16 protein-coding genes are annotated in these 16,260 nt (G+C 58.4%); 2 read left to right on the top strand and 14 right to left on the bottom strand.

Features of this window, described 5'->3' with window-relative positions:
- Position 1 precedes the first annotated feature (1 nt).
- From glmU to KVY02_RS00090, 3 genes are read right to left on the bottom strand one after another with little or no spacing between them, the layout of a single operon-like run.
- On the bottom strand, positions 2-1,369 hold the full coding sequence (glmU, locus tag KVY02_RS00080; RefSeq protein ID WP_081138491.1) for a bifunctional UDP-N-acetylglucosamine diphosphorylase/glucosamine-1-phosphate N-acetyltransferase GlmU: 1,368 nt from the start codon (positions 1,367-1,369) through the stop codon (positions 2-4).
- Between the two features lie 15 nt (positions 1,370-1,384).
- Complete coding sequence (locus tag KVY02_RS00085; protein WP_218314086.1) at positions 1,385-2,482, bottom strand: FAD:protein FMN transferase; 1,098 nt, start codon at positions 2,480-2,482, stop codon at positions 1,385-1,387.
- 27 nt (positions 2,483-2,509) lie between these two features.
- Complete coding sequence (locus tag KVY02_RS00090) at positions 2,510-3,310, bottom strand: undecaprenyl-diphosphate phosphatase (protein ID WP_154546715.1); 801 nt, start codon at positions 3,308-3,310, stop codon at positions 2,510-2,512.
- Positions 3,311-3,916: 606 nt separating this feature from the next.
- Between KVY02_RS00090 and mgtE (KVY02_RS00095) the strand changes: the two genes are divergently transcribed.
- Together mgtE (KVY02_RS00095) and KVY02_RS00100 are read left to right on the top strand one after the other, a co-directional pair.
- Entirely contained in the window at positions 3,917-5,227 is a 1,311-nt protein-coding gene (gene mgtE / locus KVY02_RS00095; RefSeq protein ID WP_016915573.1) for a magnesium transporter, read from the top strand.
- Between the two features lie 88 nt (positions 5,228-5,315).
- A complete protein-coding gene (locus KVY02_RS00100; protein WP_016915574.1) occupies positions 5,316-6,515 on the top strand; it encodes a cation diffusion facilitator family transporter in 1,200 nt (399 codons plus the stop codon).
- On the opposite strand, the gene mgtE (KVY02_RS00105) is transcribed toward KVY02_RS00100, so the two are convergent.
- From mgtE (KVY02_RS00105) to KVY02_RS00155, 11 genes are all read right to left on the bottom strand, one after another.
- The gene (gene mgtE / locus KVY02_RS00105; RefSeq protein ID WP_218314088.1) at positions 6,512-7,894 is read right to left on the bottom strand and encodes a magnesium transporter; all 1,383 of its coding nucleotides are present in this window, start codon (positions 7,892-7,894) and stop codon (positions 6,512-6,514) included. The two genes, KVY02_RS00100 and mgtE (KVY02_RS00105), sit on opposite strands and share 4 nt — an antisense overlap.
- Before the next feature lie 118 nt (positions 7,895-8,012).
- Positions 8,013-8,441 carry a F0F1 ATP synthase subunit epsilon gene (locus KVY02_RS00110; RefSeq protein ID WP_016915576.1) on the bottom strand — a complete coding sequence of 143 codons (429 nt, stop codon included), beginning with the start codon at positions 8,439-8,441 and terminating at the stop codon, positions 8,013-8,015.
- Between the two features lie 24 nt (positions 8,442-8,465).
- Positions 8,466-9,845: a F0F1 ATP synthase subunit beta gene (gene atpD / locus KVY02_RS00115; RefSeq protein WP_016915577.1), complete on the bottom strand. Its 1,380-nt coding sequence runs from the start codon at positions 9,843-9,845 to the stop codon at positions 8,466-8,468.
- 76 nt (positions 9,846-9,921) lie between these two features.
- Positions 9,922-10,812: a F0F1 ATP synthase subunit gamma gene (gene atpG, locus KVY02_RS00120; RefSeq protein WP_218314089.1), complete on the bottom strand. Its 891-nt coding sequence runs from the start codon at positions 10,810-10,812 to the stop codon at positions 9,922-9,924.
- A 65-nt stretch (positions 10,813-10,877) separates the two neighbouring features.
- The gene (gene atpA, locus KVY02_RS00125; protein WP_100731127.1) at positions 10,878-12,422 is read right to left on the bottom strand and encodes a F0F1 ATP synthase subunit alpha; all 1,545 of its coding nucleotides are present in this window, start codon (positions 12,420-12,422) and stop codon (positions 10,878-10,880) included.
- A 16-nt stretch (positions 12,423-12,438) separates the two neighbouring features.
- Complete coding sequence (locus tag KVY02_RS00130) at positions 12,439-12,975, bottom strand: F0F1 ATP synthase subunit delta (protein WP_100731126.1); 537 nt, start codon at positions 12,973-12,975, stop codon at positions 12,439-12,441.
- Between the two features lie 11 nt (positions 12,976-12,986).
- The gene (locus KVY02_RS00135; protein WP_016915581.1) at positions 12,987-13,457 is read right to left on the bottom strand and encodes a F0F1 ATP synthase subunit B; all 471 of its coding nucleotides are present in this window, start codon (positions 13,455-13,457) and stop codon (positions 12,987-12,989) included.
- A gap of 76 nt (positions 13,458-13,533) precedes the next feature.
- Positions 13,534-13,761 carry a F0F1 ATP synthase subunit C gene (gene atpE, locus KVY02_RS00140; RefSeq protein ID WP_016915582.1) on the bottom strand — a complete coding sequence of 76 codons (228 nt, stop codon included), beginning with the start codon at positions 13,759-13,761 and terminating at the stop codon, positions 13,534-13,536.
- 71 nt (positions 13,762-13,832) lie between these two features.
- Positions 13,833-14,660 carry a F0F1 ATP synthase subunit A gene (gene atpB, locus KVY02_RS00145; protein WP_016915583.1) on the bottom strand — a complete coding sequence of 276 codons (828 nt, stop codon included), beginning with the start codon at positions 14,658-14,660 and terminating at the stop codon, positions 13,833-13,835.
- Between the two features lie 15 nt (positions 14,661-14,675).
- Complete coding sequence (locus tag KVY02_RS00150) at positions 14,676-15,074, bottom strand: ATP synthase subunit I (protein ID WP_256357540.1); 399 nt, start codon at positions 15,072-15,074, stop codon at positions 14,676-14,678.
- Between the two features lie 202 nt (positions 15,075-15,276).
- Positions 15,277-16,221 carry a ParB/RepB/Spo0J family partition protein gene (locus tag KVY02_RS00155; RefSeq protein WP_218314090.1) on the bottom strand — a complete coding sequence of 315 codons (945 nt, stop codon included), beginning with the start codon at positions 16,219-16,221 and terminating at the stop codon, positions 15,277-15,279.
- Positions 16,222-16,260 lie beyond the last annotated feature (39 nt).

Consider the following 16,260-nt stretch of genomic DNA (forward strand, 5'->3'; position numbering starts at 1 on the left):
TTTAGTTTGCTTTTTTGGTGGGGCGCGGCCAGTCGGCCTTTTCCAACTGGCGGCTGCGGGTCACTGCCAGGGCGTGCTCCGCCACGTCCTTGGCGATGGTGGAGCCCGCCCCCACGGTGGCCCCCTGACCAATCGAAACAGGGGCAACCAGCGCGCTGTTGGAGCCAATGAAGGCGTGGTCGCCAATCTGCGTGCGATGCTTGTTGACGCCATCGTAGTTGCAGGTAATGGTGCCTGCCCCAACGTTCACCTCGCGCCCCAGGGTGGCATCGCCCACATAGCTCAGGTGGTTGATCTTGCTGCCTTCGCCGACCTCGGCGTTCTTGGTCTCCACGAAGTTGCCCACTTTCGCCTTGACCGCCAGACGCGTGCCGGGGCGAAGACGAGCGTAGGGCCCAATCTGATTATGGCCAGCGGCCACCGTGGAGTCGATGACGCTGTGGCTATCGATGACGCTTTCAGCACCGAGGGTGCTGTTCTTGATCACGCAATAAGGGCCAACGCGCACGCCTTCGCCCAGCTCCACGTTCCCTTCGAAGACGCAGCCCACGTCGATGAACACATCGTGGCCACAGGTTAGCGTGCCGCGTACATCGATTCTCGCCGGGTCTGCCAGGGCAACGCCCTGAGCCATCAACGCTTCCGCCGTCTGCTGCTGGTAAGCACGCTCCAGACGGGCCATCTGCGCACGGTTGTTGACCCCTTCCACCTCGGTAGCATCGTGGGGCTGCGCCGTGGCCACCTTGATACCTTCGCTGGCAGCCATGGCGATGACGTCGGTCAGATAGTACTCACCCTGGGCATTCTCTGCCGAGAGCTGGGGCAACCAGCGCTTCAGTTGAGCGCTGGTCATGGCCATGATGCCGGTATTGCACTCGGTGATGCTCAGTTGCTCGTCGTTGGCATCTTTTTGCTCGACAATCGCCACGGCCTGCCCGTCACTATCGCGCACGATGCGCCCGTAACCGCCAGGGTCGTCCAGCGTGACCGTCAACAGGCCCATATGCTGCTCATCCACCTGAGTCAGCAGGTTGGCCAACGTGTCACGGCGAATCAGCGGCACATCGCCGTAAAGCACCAGCACGATGCCGTTGCCCAGACGAGCCTGGGCCTGGGCCACGGCATGGCCCGTCCCCTTTTGCTCTTCCTGCAGCGCAAACAGAACGTCATGCTCTGCCAGCGCGTCACGCAGTTGGTCAGCGCCGTGACCGATCACCACGTGGGTCCGTGCCGGATTCAGCGCCTGAGCGGTCTCCAGCACGTGCTGCACCATGGGTTTGCCTGCCAGGGTATGCAGCACTTTCGGCAAGGGAGAGCGCATCCGCGTACCTTTACCGGCCGCCAGAATGACGATGTCGAGATCATGCATGTTCAGTACCTACCGTTATTGGGCCGCTGCCGGTGTCCAGGCATCGATGCCCAGCTCTTCCAGCAGCGTATCACCAAAATAGTCCTTGAATGCTGGGCTGGCGATGCTGCGCCAGCGGTCGCCGTCGCGCACCAGCAGCAGTACGTTCAAGTCGTGTTCCAGGGCCAGCGCCATGCCCTCTTCCGTACCAACCACCAGCAGTGCCGTGGCCCAGGCATCCGCCCATGCATTGGAAGGGTGGAAGACCGACACCGATACCAGGTCATGGGTAATCGGTTTGCCGTCACGAGGATTGATGGTATGCGAGTAGCGCTGCCCGTCGACTTCGAAGTAATTGCGGTAGTCGCCTGAGGTCGCCACCGACAAGTTGCTGAGCGGCACGATATGCTGAGCCCTTTGCTCACCGTCTTCCGGCACTTCGATACCTACACGCCAAGCCAGTTCATCGTCGGGCTCCCGGTAACCACGGGCGATCATGTCTCCCCCCAGGTTCACCAGATAGTGCTCGATCCCCTGCTGGTCCAGATATGCACCCACTCGATCGACGGCATGACCTTTCGCCACGCCAGAAAGATCGACAAAGATATCCCGCGTGCGCCGCGCCTGCATCTGCTGGGCATCCACTTCCAGGGCGTCATACCCGACGGTCGAAAGGCGTTCGGCAAGGGCTTCATCACTGGGCACTTCTTCTGGCCTTGCTTCTGGCCCGAAACTCCACAAGTTCACCAGGCCACCCACCGTCACATCGAAGGCACCATCGCTGTCTGCCGCAACGGCCTGACTGACGGCCAAGACTTCGATCAGCTCATTGGACAGCGGCTGCCACTCATTCAGCGGCGCATGATTGAACGTTACCAGCTCGGCGTCATCCCGGTAGGTCGACATGGAACGGTCCACGCTCTCGAGTTCGGCCAGAAAGCCCTCTTCCAACGCCTGTGCCTGGCCCTGGGTCAGCGGATCCATCACCGTCACCTGGTAGAAAGAGCCAAATACCCCTCCTTCAAACCGGGTGGGCGGCTCCAGGGGGCGATCACTCTCGGAGCAGCCTGCCATCAGGGGCAACAGGGTGAGTAAACCAAGGCCAGCTAAAAAGGGACGATAGCCGATGTTCATCGCATTTTCCTTGAAATGTGCTCGGGGTCAGAAGTGGAAGAACCACAGCAGCCAGAGACCAAATACCACGCGGTAAACCACGAACGGCTGCATGCCCAGTTTCTTGATGACGACCAGAAAATAGTGAATACAGAGATAGGCAATAATACCAGAAAGAAGCGTACCCACGATCATGGCGGGCCAGTCGATGGCTTGGGGATCGCTGAGCAAGCCAACGGCCTCTAGCCCTCCGGCCAGCACAATCACGGGGATCGACAGCAGAAACGAGAAGCGTGCAGCGCCCTCCCGGCTCATGCCTACCAACAGGGCTGCCGTGATGGTGATACCGGAACGGGATGTACCCGGAATTAGCGCCAGTGCCTGCGCAAAACCAATGATCAGCACATCCTTCAGATTCATGCTGTACTCGCTGCGGGTGCCGCGCTTTTTCCAGTCGGCATAGCCCAGCAGTAAACCAAAAGCGACCAGGCTCAGCCCGATGATCAGGGTCGAGCGCATGTGATCGGCAATCAGATCGCGACCCAAAAAGCCGATAATACACACCGGCAAAGTGGCCAATGCGACCCAGAACCCTAGCCTGGCATCCTCATCGACGCCTTTGCCCCGTAGCGCGGCCACGCTGCTGACGACCATGCGTATGATTTCATGACGAAAGTAGAGGATGACGGCACTCAAGCTACCCAGATGGAGTGCCACATCGAATGCCAACCCCTGATCTTCCCAGGGCGTAAATACGGGCACGAGAATAAGATGTGCGGAACTGGAAATCGGCAGGAACTCGGTTATTCCCTGAATCACTGCCAAAATCACGACCTGTAGCCAATCCATAGATTCATCCTAGCGTCAGTTGAGAGGCGTTCTGAAAAGCCACAAGGATACACGTGCGATTCCATGATGTCCGCCTGCAAATATTCTGTGATTGACAATCATGAAAACGCCTCCTAGCATGGCGCCGTGTTCAAGCGCCCTACCTGTGGCCCATGAATGCGATACAACTCCTTATCTTTCCCTTAAAAGAGGTTCCGAGAGCAGCCCATGGAAGATCCCAGTAGTCGATTATGTATGCGTGAAGCAGCCATGAAGTTTGGCTCGCTAGTGCACACGACCCGCCGGTAAGCTTTCTGCTCTCCAGGCCGTCGTGGCCTGGCCCTCTACACCCCCGCCTCTCTTCATAGCTCTTTCGCGCCTTGCGCGAGTCGTTGTCGTCAACTCGCCACATTAGTCGTTCACTATGCACGCAAGTACTTTGTCGACCGTGTGTCCCTGACTCATGTCAGGCCACTTTGGCCAGAAAACCTTGTGCGCGTGGATTATATGCGTGTCGGTGCGTCGTCATGAACGCTGCCTTCACATCGGGTTGTCTCGCCTTGATTCCGCCATTGCCGGAGGCGAACAATGAGCTATGCCATACTAGCCGCTTCACTAAGAAGCGCCATGCAGCGCAACGATCACACCGCGATTTCTCATATCGTCGCGGAAATGCAGCCTGCCGATATTGCCGATTTTGCCCGTTACGAGCCCGCCTATACGGTGTTGGCGTTGCTCATGCAGCTTCCCGAAGCGCAGCGTGGCCCTACGTTCGGCTACCTGGAAACGGAGCAACAGCGGGACATCGGTGAAAAAATGACCGATGAAGAACTCGCAAAACTGGCTGCCACGATGGATGCAGACGAGCGCGCTGACCTGTTCCACCTGGTGGCGCCAGGCAGGCAGCCTGCCATCCTGCGCCAACTATCGCAAAAAGAGCGCGATGACTTAACCAAGCTGGCCAGCTATGCCGAAGGCACGGCAGGGGCCGTCATGACCTCCGAGTATGTTTCCGTGCCGGTCACCATCGACGTGGCGGAAGCCTTGAGCCTGCTACGCGCCAGCGCGCCTGACGCCGAAACCATCTACCAGGTGTATTGCGTCGATAAAGAAGGCCGTTTGCAGGGCACCGTATCGCTACGCCAGCTGATTCTTGCGGCCCCCCACCAATGCGTGGAAGAACTAATGGTCTCGGAAGTGGTGTTTGCCTCCGTGGAAACGCCGCAGGAAGAAGTCAGCCGGCTGATTGCCCATTACGACTTGCTGGCGCTTCCCGTGATCAATGGTGGTGACCGCTTGGTGGGCATCGTGACCTACGACGACGCCATGGACGTGGCCGCGGAAGAAGCCACCGAAGACATGCACAAGGGGGTGTCGGTGGGCAAGCTGGAGGGCAGCCTGCGCTCGGTCAGCCTGTTCGAGCTCTACCGCAAGCGTGTGGTGTGGCTGGTATTGCTGGTATTCGCCAATATCTTCTCGGGTGCCGGTATCGCCTATTTCGAAGAAACCATCGAAGCCTACATTGCGCTGGTGTTCTTCCTGCCCCTGCTGGTGGATAGCGGTGGCAACGCAGGCTCTCAGGCGGCCACCCTGATGGTACGCGGCATGGCCACCGGCGATGTACGTACCCGCGATTGGGCCAAGCTGCTGGGTCGTGAAGTCGGCGTCGCCTTGGCGCTGGGTCTGACCATGGCACTGGCGGTGTCCGTGGTGGGTATTTTCCGCGCGGGCAGCGAAATAGCACTGGTCGTCGCGCTATCAATGGTGCTGATCGTCACGGTAGGTAGTCTGATAGGGATGATTCTGCCGTTCATTCTGCAGCGCTTCAAGCTAGATCCGGCGACCGCCTCGGCACCGCTGGTGACCTCGATTGCCGATGCGTCAGGCGTACTGATCTACTTTGCACTGGCAACGGCTATTTTGGGGCTTCCTGTATAGACAATGCAGTCAATCAGGTGAGCCTCTCACCTCAGTACGCTACAATGAGGCCTTTATATAGCGTGTACGCCATCGGGTAACGCAAGCCATGAAGATAGAGCAACTGACGGCCACTCCAGACGATTCATCACACATCCATCATAGCCAGGAAGCCAAGCGCGTCACGTACATTGGTGCCTGGCTGGATGGGCTGCTGAGTGTCGTCAAGGTGGTGGTGGGGTTTCTGGTTGGCTCGGCAGCCTTGATTGCCGATGGCATTCACTCCCTGTCTGACCTTGTCACCGATGGCTTTGTTCTGGCCGCCATTCATTATGGCCGTCAGGAACCGGATAACGACCACCATTATGGCCATGGCCGTATCGAGACGCTGACCACGCTACTGCTGGGCAGTGTGCTGATCTTCGTGGCCGGCGGTATCGCCTGGTCGAGCATCGACCGTCTGTTGAGCGGTACCGAAGTAGGCGCGCCCGGCGCTTTTGCCATCGCGGTGACGGTGCTGGCCCTGATCAGCAAGGAGTGGATCTTCCGCTACACCATGCGGGTCGCCAAACGGGTCAAGTCCAAGCTGCTGGAAGCCAATGCCTGGCACTCCCGCAGCGATGCCCTCTCAACGGCCGTGGTGCTGGTAGCGCTGGTGGGTGCCCAGTATGGGATGGGGTGGCTGGACGCCGTGGCCGCAATCATCGTGGGGCTGCTGGTAGGTAAGGTCGGCATCGACCTGCTGTGGGAATCCGCCAGAGAACTGGTAGATACCGCCTTGCCCGAAGACGTGCAGCAGCAGATGCATGATGTGGCCTGCAGCGTGCCCGGCGTGGATAGCGTGCATGACCTGCGTACGCGCCAATCGGCAGGCTGGGTGATGGTGGACCTGCACGTGGTGGTGGGTCCGCGTATCACCGTTTCCGAAGCTCATGAAATCGGCAATGAGGTGAGTCGCCGCCTGCGCCACGAGTTTCCGCTGCTGACCGATGTCATTTTCCACGTGGACCCGGAAGACGATGCCGGTGAGGGCGACCCGAGCCGCCTGCCCGGACTGCCCTTGCGCCCAGAAGTGGAAGCCGCTCTTGATGAGCGCTGGTACATGCACCCGGTATGGCGCACGTTGAACGATCTGCAGCTTCACTACCTGGACGACAAGGTATCGGTCACGCTGATCATCGGTGACGCAGTCCACCAGCCGCCCCAGTGCCTGGCCAGCCAGCTCAAGGCGCTGGCCAGCGACATCGAATGGCTGGGCCACGTAGAAGTGATGTTCATCACTCGGGCGGCCAGCAGCGCCATGCGCTAGACGTTGGTCAGAATGGCGGTGGCGATGGTGAAGTAGATCACTACCCCCGAGGCATCGATCAAGGTCGTTACCAGCGGTGCCGAGGCCGTGGCAGGGTCCACCTTGAAGCGCTCCAGCACGAACGGCAGACACATGCCCATCATGCTACCGAACAGCACGATGGTGACCATGCTCAACGCGACCACCATGGCGACGTCCTCACCGCCACGCATGACCCCGATGGGCGCGACGGCCAACGCCATGGTCAGCCCCAGTGCACCGGCCACCAGCAGCTCCCTGCCCAGCATCTTGCTCCAGTCCTTGACCCCTACGTCCCCGGTGGCCATACCCCGCACCATCAACGTGGCCGCCTGGGCGCCCGCATTACCGCCACTGCCAATCAACAGCGGCAGGAAGAATACCAGAGCGACCTGGGCGGCAATGGTATCTTCGAAGTACGCAATACCAGCCCCCGAAAACAGGTTGGCAAACACCAGCAGTACCAGCCAGGTCACCCGCTTGCGGTAAAGACTGGCCAAGGGCACCCGACTGACACCGTCTTCCAGTTGGCCAATCGACATCCCCTTGTGGATATCTTCGGTGGCCTCGGATTCGGCCACGTCCATGGCATCATCGTGGGTCACGATCCCCACCATGCGCCCATCCTGATCGAGTACCGGCAGCGCCAGCAGGTCATAGCGCGCCACGATACGCGCCACTTCTTCCTGCTCTTCGTCTACGTGGGTGCTGATGACATCCTTGATCATGATGTCATCGACGATGGCACCCGGACGGGCGACCATCAGCTGCCGTAGAGACATGGTTCCCACCAGCTCACCTTCCTTGTTGAGTATGTAGAGCTGGTAGACCGTTTCCGCATCCGGCGCTGTCTGTCGTACTCGCATCATCGCCTGTGACACCGTCATGCCACTGGCTATCGCTACATAGTCAGAGGTCATGATGGCGCCGGCCGTGCCTTCTTCATAGCTGGCAAGACGCTTGAGATCTTCCCGCTCCTGATGCGCCATGCGGCGCAACAACGCTTCGCGGCGATCTTCATCGAGCAGGTTGAACAGATCCGCCCGCTCATCCGAGCCCATCTCCTCTAGCAGCTTGAGCACTTGGGTATCGCTCAGCTCACCGACGACTTCGAGCTGACTCTCGCCTGGCAGATAGCCCAACACATTGGCGGCTCGCTCGGTGGAGAGTATGTCCAGCACCGTCAGGGCCGCACGTAGCTCCTCATCCTCTTCGATCAGCTCTTCCAGCACTTCGCCAATGTCGGCCGAGCGAATTTCGGCGAGACGTTCCGCCAACTGCGCCTTGCGGGGCTCTTCCTTGACCAGCTCCTCGAGCAGCTCGGTTTTCAATTCCTGTAAGGCTTCTTCGTTCAGCGCCATCGCTCTCTCCTGATGCCATTCAAATCCGGGACGACTGACCACCATACTAACAGACAAAAAAAACGCCCCTTAAACCCTGCTCGGGTTTAAGGGGCGTTTGGGTACACAGTGCGTGTAACTAGCCTTTTCCCGCCTTCTTGCGCAGCTGCTGGATCGTTCGCAACTGAGCAACGGCTTCGGCAAGTTCAGCAGCAGCACGGGTATAATCCAGCTCTGCTGACTTGTCGTTAAAGGCTTTCAGCGCCTGCTGACGCGCTTCCTCGGCGGCGGCCTCGTCGAGGTCACCGGCACGAGCAGCGGCATCTGCCAGGATCGTCACGACATCTGGCTGGACTTCCATGAAGCCGCCAGAGACAAAGAAGTTTTCTTCCTTGCCGCCATCGTGGATCACGCGGATCGGGCCCGGCTGAAGCTCGGTCAGCAGCGGGGCGTGCCCCGGCAAGATGCCAAGGTCACCCATGATCCCGGAAGCCACCACCTGCTCGACCTTGCCTGAGAAGATGGATGCTTCTGCGCTGACGATATTGCAAGTGAAGCTATTCGCCATAGCGAATCCCCCTAATGGACGGGATTACTTCTTCATCTGGTTGGCTTTGTCGACAGCTTCGTCGATGGAGCCGACCATGTAGAAGGCCTGTTCCGGCAGATCGTCATACTCGCCAGCCAGAATGCCCTGGAAGCCACGGATGGTGTCTTTCAGAGAAACATACTTGCCGGGTGAGCCTGTGAATACCTCAGCCACGAAGAACGGCTGAGACAGGAAGCGCTGGATTTTACGCGCACGAGATACGGCCAGCTTGTCTTCGTCAGACAGCTCGTCCATACCCAGGATCGCGATGATGTCCTTCAGCTCCTTGTAACGCTGCAGAACGTTCTGCACGCCACGCGCCACTTCGTAATGCTCTTCACCAACGACCAGCGGGTCCAGCTGACGTGACGTGGAGTCCAGCGGATCGATGGCGGGGTAGATACCCAGCTCAGCGATGGAACGCGCCAGTACCACGGTAGCGTCAAGGTGGGAGAAGGTGGTCGCAGGAGACGGGTCAGTCAAGTCATCCGCAGGAACGTAAACGGCCTGCACCGACGTGATAGAGCCTGTCTTGGTGGAAGTGATACGCTCCTGAAGAACGCCCATCTCTTCCGCCAGCGTCGGCTGGTAACCTACCGCTGAAGGCATACGACCCAGCAGTGCAGATACTTCGGTACCGGCCAGGGTGTAACGATAGATGTTGTCGACGAACAGCAGAACGTCACGGCCTTCATCACGGAATTTCTCAGCGATGGTCAGGCCGGTCAGCGCTACGCGCAGGCGGTTGCCGGGCGGCTCGTTCATCTGACCATAGACCAGCGCTACCTTGTCGATAACGTTGGATTCGGTCATTTCATGATAGAAGTCGTTACCCTCACGAGTACGCTCACCCACACCGGCGAATACGGAGTAGCCGCTGTGTTCGGTGGCGATGTTGCGGATAAGCTCCATCATGTTGACGGTTTTACCGACACCCGCGCCGCCGAACAGACCAACCTTACCGCCTTTCGCGAAGGGGCATACCAGGTCGATGACCTTGATACCGGTCTCGAGCAGCTCGTTGGAAGCTGCCTGGTCGGCATAGCTGGGGGCTTTACGGTGGATCGGCATGCGCTCTTGCTCGCCAATCGGGCCCGCTTCATCGATCGGCTCACCGAGCACGTTCATGATGCGGCCCAGCGTTTCCTTACCTACCGGTACGGAAATCGCGGCACCTGTGTTGACCACGTCCAGGCCACGCTTCAGACCCTCGGTGGAGCCCATGGCAATGGCGCGTACTACGCCGTCGCCCAGCTGCTGCTGGACTTCGAGGATGGTCTCAACATTGGAGACCTTCAGCGCGTCGTAGACCTTGGGCACAGAGTCCCGCGGAAACTCTACGTCAATCACCGCGCCGATGATTTGTACGATACGTCCGCTCATCTTGGTTCCTCTCAAAAACCTGCAAATGAAACCTGTCTGCCGGGAATGACCTGTCAGTCAGACCACTCCCTCGGCGTTAAACGGCAGAAGCGCCGCCGACGATCTCGGAAATTTCCTGGGTGATGGCGGCCTGACGGGCCTTGTTGTAAACCATCTCCAGATCGTCAATCAGGTTGCCCGCGTTATCAGTGGCACTCTTCATAGCGATCATACGGGCGGCCTGTTCGCACGCACCGTTTTCGACTACCGCCTGATACACCTGCGATTCGATGAATCGAACCAACAGGCTGTCCAGCAACGCCTTGGCATCCGGTTCATACAGGTAGTCCCAGCTTCCGGGACGGGCGTTTTCTTCGTCATGCTTCTCTTCGCTGCCCATGTCAGTGGACAGCGGAAGGATCTGATGCACGACCGGGCGCTGCGTCATGGTGTTCACGAACTCGTTGTACACCACGTACAGGCGATCCAGCCGACCTTCATCGTACGCTTCCAGCATGACCTTCACACTACCGATCAGACCCTCGACGGTCGGTGCTTCACCTAATCCGCTCTTGGCAGCAACCAGGTTGCCACCATAATTGCGGAAGAAGGCACCGGCCTTGGAGCCAAGGGCACAGAAGTCCAGCTCAACGCCTTGCTGTTTCCAGGCCATCGCATCTTTCAGAACGGCCTTGAACAGGTTGACGTTCAAGCCGCCACACAGGCCGCGGTCTGTCGACACCACGATATAACCCACGCGGTTGACAGGGCGCTCGACCATGTAGCGGTGCTTGTCTTCCTGCTCTACGTCTGCATCCGCAATATGGGCTACCACATTACGGATCTGCTTGGCGTAGGGCTGACTGGACTTCATCAGATCTTGCGCTTTACGCATTTTCGATGCAGCCACCATTTCCATGGCGCTGGTGATCTTCTGCGTATTTTTGATGCTCCCGATCTGGGTGCGTATCTCTTTTGCAGCTGCCATAGCGATCTACCCTTCGTTCGTGGCTCTCAGAAAGCATGCAAGCCCGCCCGCAGGCGGGCCAGACATTACCAGCTCTGAGTCGCCTTGAACTTCTCGAGACCCGACTTCAAACCGTCCTGAATCTCGCCGTTGTAGTCGCCGGTCTGGTTGATCTTGTCGAGCAGCTCGCCGTGCTCGGACTTCATGTAGTCGTGCAGAGCACGTTCGAAGCCCAGCACCTTCTCGACGCTCACATCGTCCAGGTAACCTTCGTTGGCAGCGTACAGAGACAGGGCCATTTCCGCCACGGACATCGGCGAGTACTGCTTCTGCTTCATCAGCTCGGTAACACGCTGTCCGTGCTCGAGCTGCTTACGCGTGGCTTCATCCAGGTCAGAGGCAAACTGCGAGAACGCCGCCAGTTCGCGGTACTGAGCCAGCGCCAGACGCACACCACCACCCAACTTCTTGATGATCTTGGTCTGTGCGGCACCACCAACACGAGAAACCGACAGACCTGCGTTGATCGCCGGACGAATACCGGAGTTGAACAGGTTGGTTTCCAGGAAGATCTGCCCATCGGTGATGGAGATGACGTTGGTCGGAACGAAGGCCGATACGTCACCGCCCTGGGTTTCGATGATCGGCAGCGCGGTCAAGGAACCGGTCTTGCCTTTCACTTCGCCGTTGGTGAACTTCTCGACGTAGTCAGCGTTGACGCGCGCGGCGCGCTCCAGCAGACGCGAGTGGAGATAGAACACGTCACCCGGGTAAGCTTCGCGGCCCGGCGGACGACGCAGCAGCAGCGATACCTGACGGTAGGCAACGGCCTGCTTGGAGAGATCGTCATACACGATCAGCGCGTCTTCGCCACGGTCACGGAAGTACTCGCCCATGGTGCAGCCAGAGTAGGCCGCCAGGAACTGCATGGGTGCCGGGTCGGCAGCGCCAGCCGCCACCACGATGGTGTGCTCCATCGCGCCGTGCTCTTCGAGCTTGCGCACCACGTTGGCAATGGTCGACTGCTTCTGACCGATGGCCACGTAGACACAGGTCACGCCCTTGCCTTTCTGGTTGATGATCGCATCGATGGCAATGGCGGATTTACCGATCTGACGGTCGCCGATGATCAGCTCACGCTGACCACGACCGATCGGCACCATGGCGTCGATGGACTTCAGACCCGTCTGGATGGGCTCGTCAACGGACTGACGGGTGATAACGCCAGGCGCTACCTTTTCTACCGCGTCGGTCAGCTTGGCATTGATGTCGCCCTTGCCGTCGATGGGGTTACCCAGCGCGTCGACAACGCGACCCACCAGCTCGGGGCCTACCGGAACTTCAAGAATACGACCGGTACACTGAGCGGTCATGCCTTCTTCAAGCTGCAGGTAGTCACCCAGGACAACGGCACCCACGGAGTCACGCTCCAGGTTGAGTACCATGCCGAAGATGCTGTTGGGGAATTCAATCATTTCACCGAACATCGCGTCTTCGAGGCCGTGAATTTTCACGATACCGTCGGAAACGCTGACGATGGTGCCCTGATTACGGGCTTCGGATGCGACGTCAAGCTTCTCAATTCGCTGCTTGATGATGTCGCTGATCTCGGAAGGATTCAGTTGCTGCATGCCATGTCCCTCAGACTCAAGCGGTCAGCGCTTCGGAAAGACGGTTCAATCGACCACGCACCGAACCGTCAATGACGGTATCACCGGCACGCAGGATGACACCGCCAATGAGCGACTTGTCGACCTGAGTAGTAATGGAGATTTCGCGATTCAGACGTTTCTTGAGCGCGTTTGCCAGCTTGGTCTGCTGCTTGCTATCCAGCTTGTAGGCTGAAACCACAGTGACGTCGATACGCTTTTCATGTTCTGCGCGAAGGTGTTCAAACTGTTCAGCGATTGCACTCAACGCCATCAACCGACGCTGGTCGGCCAGGGTGGTGAGAAACCGCTGGAAAGCGTCATCGGCACCGTCGCCCAGCATGTCAGCCAGCAACGCCACTTTCTGTTCGCTACTCAGTTTGGGACTACCTAACAGGTTGGCGACCTGATGATCCTTGACAACGAGACCTGCCATTGTCAGTGACTGAGACCAGGTATCCAGTGCCTGATGATCGCGCGCGTATTCAAACGCCGCTTTGGCGTAAGGACGAGCGACGGTCGTTTGTTCCGCCATGGATCACCTCCTTACAGTTCAGCGGCAAGCTTATCAAGCAAGTCGCGGTGCGCTTTCTCGTCAACAGAGGCTTCAAGAACACGCTCGGCGCCTATGATCGCAAGGTGAGAAACCTGCGCACGCAACTCGTCTTTCGCGCGATTGATTTCTTGCTCAATTTCAGCCCGAGCACTGGCCACCAGACGCTCGCCTTCGGCACGTGCTTGTTCACGTGCTTCTTCGATCATCTGCGCAGAGCGCTTGTTCGCTTGCTCGAGGATTTGAGATGCCTGCTCCTTGCTTTCACGCAGTGTCTGCTCGGCACGCTCTTGAGCGAGCTCAAGGTCACGCGTTGCACGGCTGGCTGCGTCCAAGCCATCAGCAATCTTTTTCTGACGCTCGTGAAGCGCGTTGCTGATCGGAGGCCACACATACTTTATGCAAAACCAGACAAAGATCGCGAAGGCGATCGTTTGCCCGATAAGCGTCATGTTGATATTCACAGGGATGTACCTCTGACAAATTCGTGGCGACCGGAGTGAAACAAAACCGAGCGGTTGCCCGCTCGGTCAAGCTGCATTAACCGGCAACAACGAAGATCAGGTACATCGCGATACCAACACCGATCATCGGTACGGCGTCAAGCAGACCGGCCATGATGAAGGTACGAGTTTGCAGCTGGTCGCTCAGCTCAGGCTGACGAGCGGTGTTGTCCAGCAGCTTGCCACCCAGCATGGCGAAACCAAAGCCAGTGGTCAGGGCGCTAACACTGATGATGATGGCGGCAGCAATGTAGACGATTTCCATGATGAAGCTCCTGATAGTGCGTTAATTTCAAGGGTTTAGGTTAAGGGTTTAATGCAAAGCGTTGCTCGGGTTTAGTGATGCTCGTGCGCGGCGCTCAAGTAAACGATAGACAGCGTCGTAAAGATGAAGGCCTGCAGCGAAACCACCAGAATATGGAAGATGGCCCACGGCACATCCAGCATCCAGATCGCCCAAAACGGTAGCAGGGCAATCAGGATAAAGATAACTTCACCGGCAAACATGGCGCCGAACAGACGGAAACCAAGGCTGATCGGTTTGACCAGCAGGCCGACGATTTCGAGGATCAGGTTGAACGGTGCCAGCAGCCAGGTATTGAACGGCGTCAGCGCCAGCTCCTTGCCGAACCCAGCAACACCTTTCACCTTGCAGCTGTAGTAGATGATCATCAGGAAGACGCCGATGGCCATACCCAGCGTGGCGTTGATGTCGGTGGTGGGAACGATTTTCATGTAGCCCACGCCCAGCTTGCCGAACAGCTCCGGGAAGTAGTCCAGCGGGATCAGCTTGAGGCTGTTCATCAGCAGAATCCACATGAACAGCGTCAAGGCGATCGGGCCGATGTTCTTGTTGTTGCCGTGGAAGGTAGAGCGAGTCAGGTTATCGATGAACTCGATGACCATTTCAACGGCATTCTGCAGACCGCCCGGAACACCGGTGGTCGCTGCCTTGCCCGCTTTATGGAACAGCCACAGGAACAGAGCACCCATGCCGATGGACCAACCCATCGTGTCCAGGTGAATGGCCCAAAAACCCATTTCGGTCGCTTCGGCAGAGGTGGACGCAAGCGACCAACCATTTTCCGGGTGCTTTCCGAACGTCAGGTTCTGGAGGTGGTGCTGTATGTAATAGATGGCCGATATTTCGTTATCCGCTGCCATACTGCTTCCTCAAGTTTAAGGGGTTGACCGCTCACGCACGAGCCAAGGGGCTAGCCAGTGCATCAGTTGGGCCACCACATAGGCGACAAAGAAAAAAGCTGGGTTTGAAGGGGGCGCTATCGTCAGCACTATGGCGAATAACGCCACCGTCAAACCAAACTTGCCTGCTGCAGCCTGGTACAAGTTGAGCACATTACGCTGTGGTTGGCGGTTACGCTGCTGCCTTTGACCACGCCACACAAAATAGATGGTCGGTAGAAGGCTAATCAGCCCCCCCGACAAGGCAGACCCTGCTGCCTCGATGCCGACCATGACGCTTGCCAACATGGCCACCAGCAAGATCGCCACCAGCTGAGCAAGAAACAGCCGCCGAAAATCCAATAGACGCCGACGGACAGGCGCTGCACTTTTCACTTTGACCACGACTCCGTGCAGGCTGGGCTGCTGCTCAATGGGGTAACGAGTACGCCCGTTCGTCCAAGCAAGCTTTCGACAAACACGGCGGATTATAGGGAAGCGCTATCACACCTTCAACCGAAGTTGCACGGATTTCGCACGTTTTGGCGTTTACTTGCGACCAAAGGGTTAAAAAAAGGCCGCTTATTTCATTAGCCTGCTACTTTATATGGGCAAGAATGCCATCCAGCTCTTCAAGGCTTGTATAACGTATGGTGACTTTTCCTTTGCCCTTTTGACCGTGGTCGATGGAGACAGGCGCGCCCAGTAGCTCGCCCAGGTGCGTTTCGAGGCGCGCCACATCGGCGGTCTTGGCCACTTTTTTGGCCGATGCTACCGGTGACTGCTGAGTGTCGTGCACCTTCTTGACCAGCGCCTCGGTGTCTCTCACCGTCAGGTCCTTGTTGACCACTTCATGGGCCACCTGGCGTTGCTGGGCGCTGTTCAACGACAGTAGGGCACGAGCATGCCCCATATCCAGATCGCCACGCTCCAGCAGGGTCTGCACTTCCGGGTCCAGGGCCAACAAACGCAGCAGGTTGGCCACCTGCGTGCGGGATTTGCCCACGGCATCGGCCACCTGCTGCTGGGTAAGCTCGAACTCTTCTGCCAGGCGTTTTAACGCCAGCGCTTCTTCGATGGCATTGAGGTTTTCACGCTGAATGTTCTCGATCAGCGCCAGCGCCAGCGCTACGTCGTCGCTGACATGGCGAATGACCGCCGGAATGACATCCAGCTCGGCCAGTTGGGCAGCGCGCCAGCGCCGTTCACCGGCAATGATTTCATAGCGGTCCGGGCCAATCGGGCGAACGACGATCGGCTGCATGACCCCCTGGGCGCGAATGGAGTCGGCAAGCTCCTCCAGTGCCTCGGGCTGAATGTCGCGGCGAGGCTGGTACTTGCCCCGGGTCAGTTGCCCCAGCGGCAGCCGCTCCAGGCGTTCGGCATGGACATCGTCCTGCGTTGCCTCGGCGGCGGAGCCTTCTGGCAGCAGCGCCTCTGTGCCTTGCGAGGCGCTGCTGGTCAGGTCCAAACTGTCACGACGACGGGCGCCCGCACCAATCAGGGCATCCAGGCCACGTCCTAGCGCGCGTTTACGCGTCATTCGCTTTCCCTCGTTGAACGTTACGTACTTCGAACCTTA

Source organism: Halomonas sp. 18071143, assembly GCF_019211725.1.
GTDB classification, from domain to species: Bacteria; Pseudomonadota; Gammaproteobacteria; order Pseudomonadales; family Halomonadaceae; genus Vreelandella; species Vreelandella stevensii.

Coding starts and splice junctions, on each gene's coding strand:
- mgtE (WP_016915573.1), top strand. CDS start 3,917: ATGCAGCGCAACGATCACACCGCGATTTCTCATATCGTCGCGGAAATG.
- atpA (WP_100731127.1), bottom strand. CDS start 12,422: ATGCAGCAACTGAATCCTTCCGAGATCAGCGACATCATCAAGCAGCGA.
- atpD (WP_016915577.1), bottom strand. CDS start 9,845: ATGAGCGGACGTATCGTACAAATCATCGGCGCGGTGATTGACGTAGAG.
- KVY02_RS00155 (WP_218314090.1), bottom strand. CDS start 16,221: ATGACGCGTAAACGCGCGCTAGGACGTGGCCTGGATGCCCTGATTGGT.
- KVY02_RS00100 (WP_016915574.1), top strand. CDS start 5,316: ATGAAGATAGAGCAACTGACGGCCACTCCAGACGATTCATCACACATC.
- KVY02_RS00130 (WP_100731126.1), bottom strand. CDS start 12,975: ATGGCGGAACAAACGACCGTCGCTCGTCCTTACGCCAAAGCGGCGTTT.
- atpE (WP_016915582.1), bottom strand. CDS start 13,761: ATGGAAATCGTCTACATTGCTGCCGCCATCATCATCAGTGTTAGCGCC.
- mgtE (WP_218314088.1), bottom strand. CDS start 7,894: ATGGCGCTGAACGAAGAAGCCTTACAGGAATTGAAAACCGAGCTGCTC.
- atpG (WP_218314089.1), bottom strand. CDS start 10,812: ATGGCAGCTGCAAAAGAGATACGCACCCAGATCGGGAGCATCAAAAAT.
- KVY02_RS00085 (WP_218314086.1), bottom strand. CDS start 2,482: ATGAACATCGGCTATCGTCCCTTTTTAGCTGGCCTTGGTTTACTCACC.
- KVY02_RS00090 (WP_154546715.1), bottom strand. CDS start 3,310: ATGGATTGGCTACAGGTCGTGATTTTGGCAGTGATTCAGGGAATAACC.
- KVY02_RS00110 (WP_016915576.1), bottom strand. CDS start 8,441: ATGGCGAATAGCTTCACTTGCAATATCGTCAGCGCAGAAGCATCCATC.
- glmU (WP_081138491.1), bottom strand. CDS start 1,369: ATGCATGATCTCGACATCGTCATTCTGGCGGCCGGTAAAGGTACGCGG.
- atpB (WP_016915583.1), bottom strand. CDS start 14,660: ATGGCAGCGGATAACGAAATATCGGCCATCTATTACATACAGCACCAC.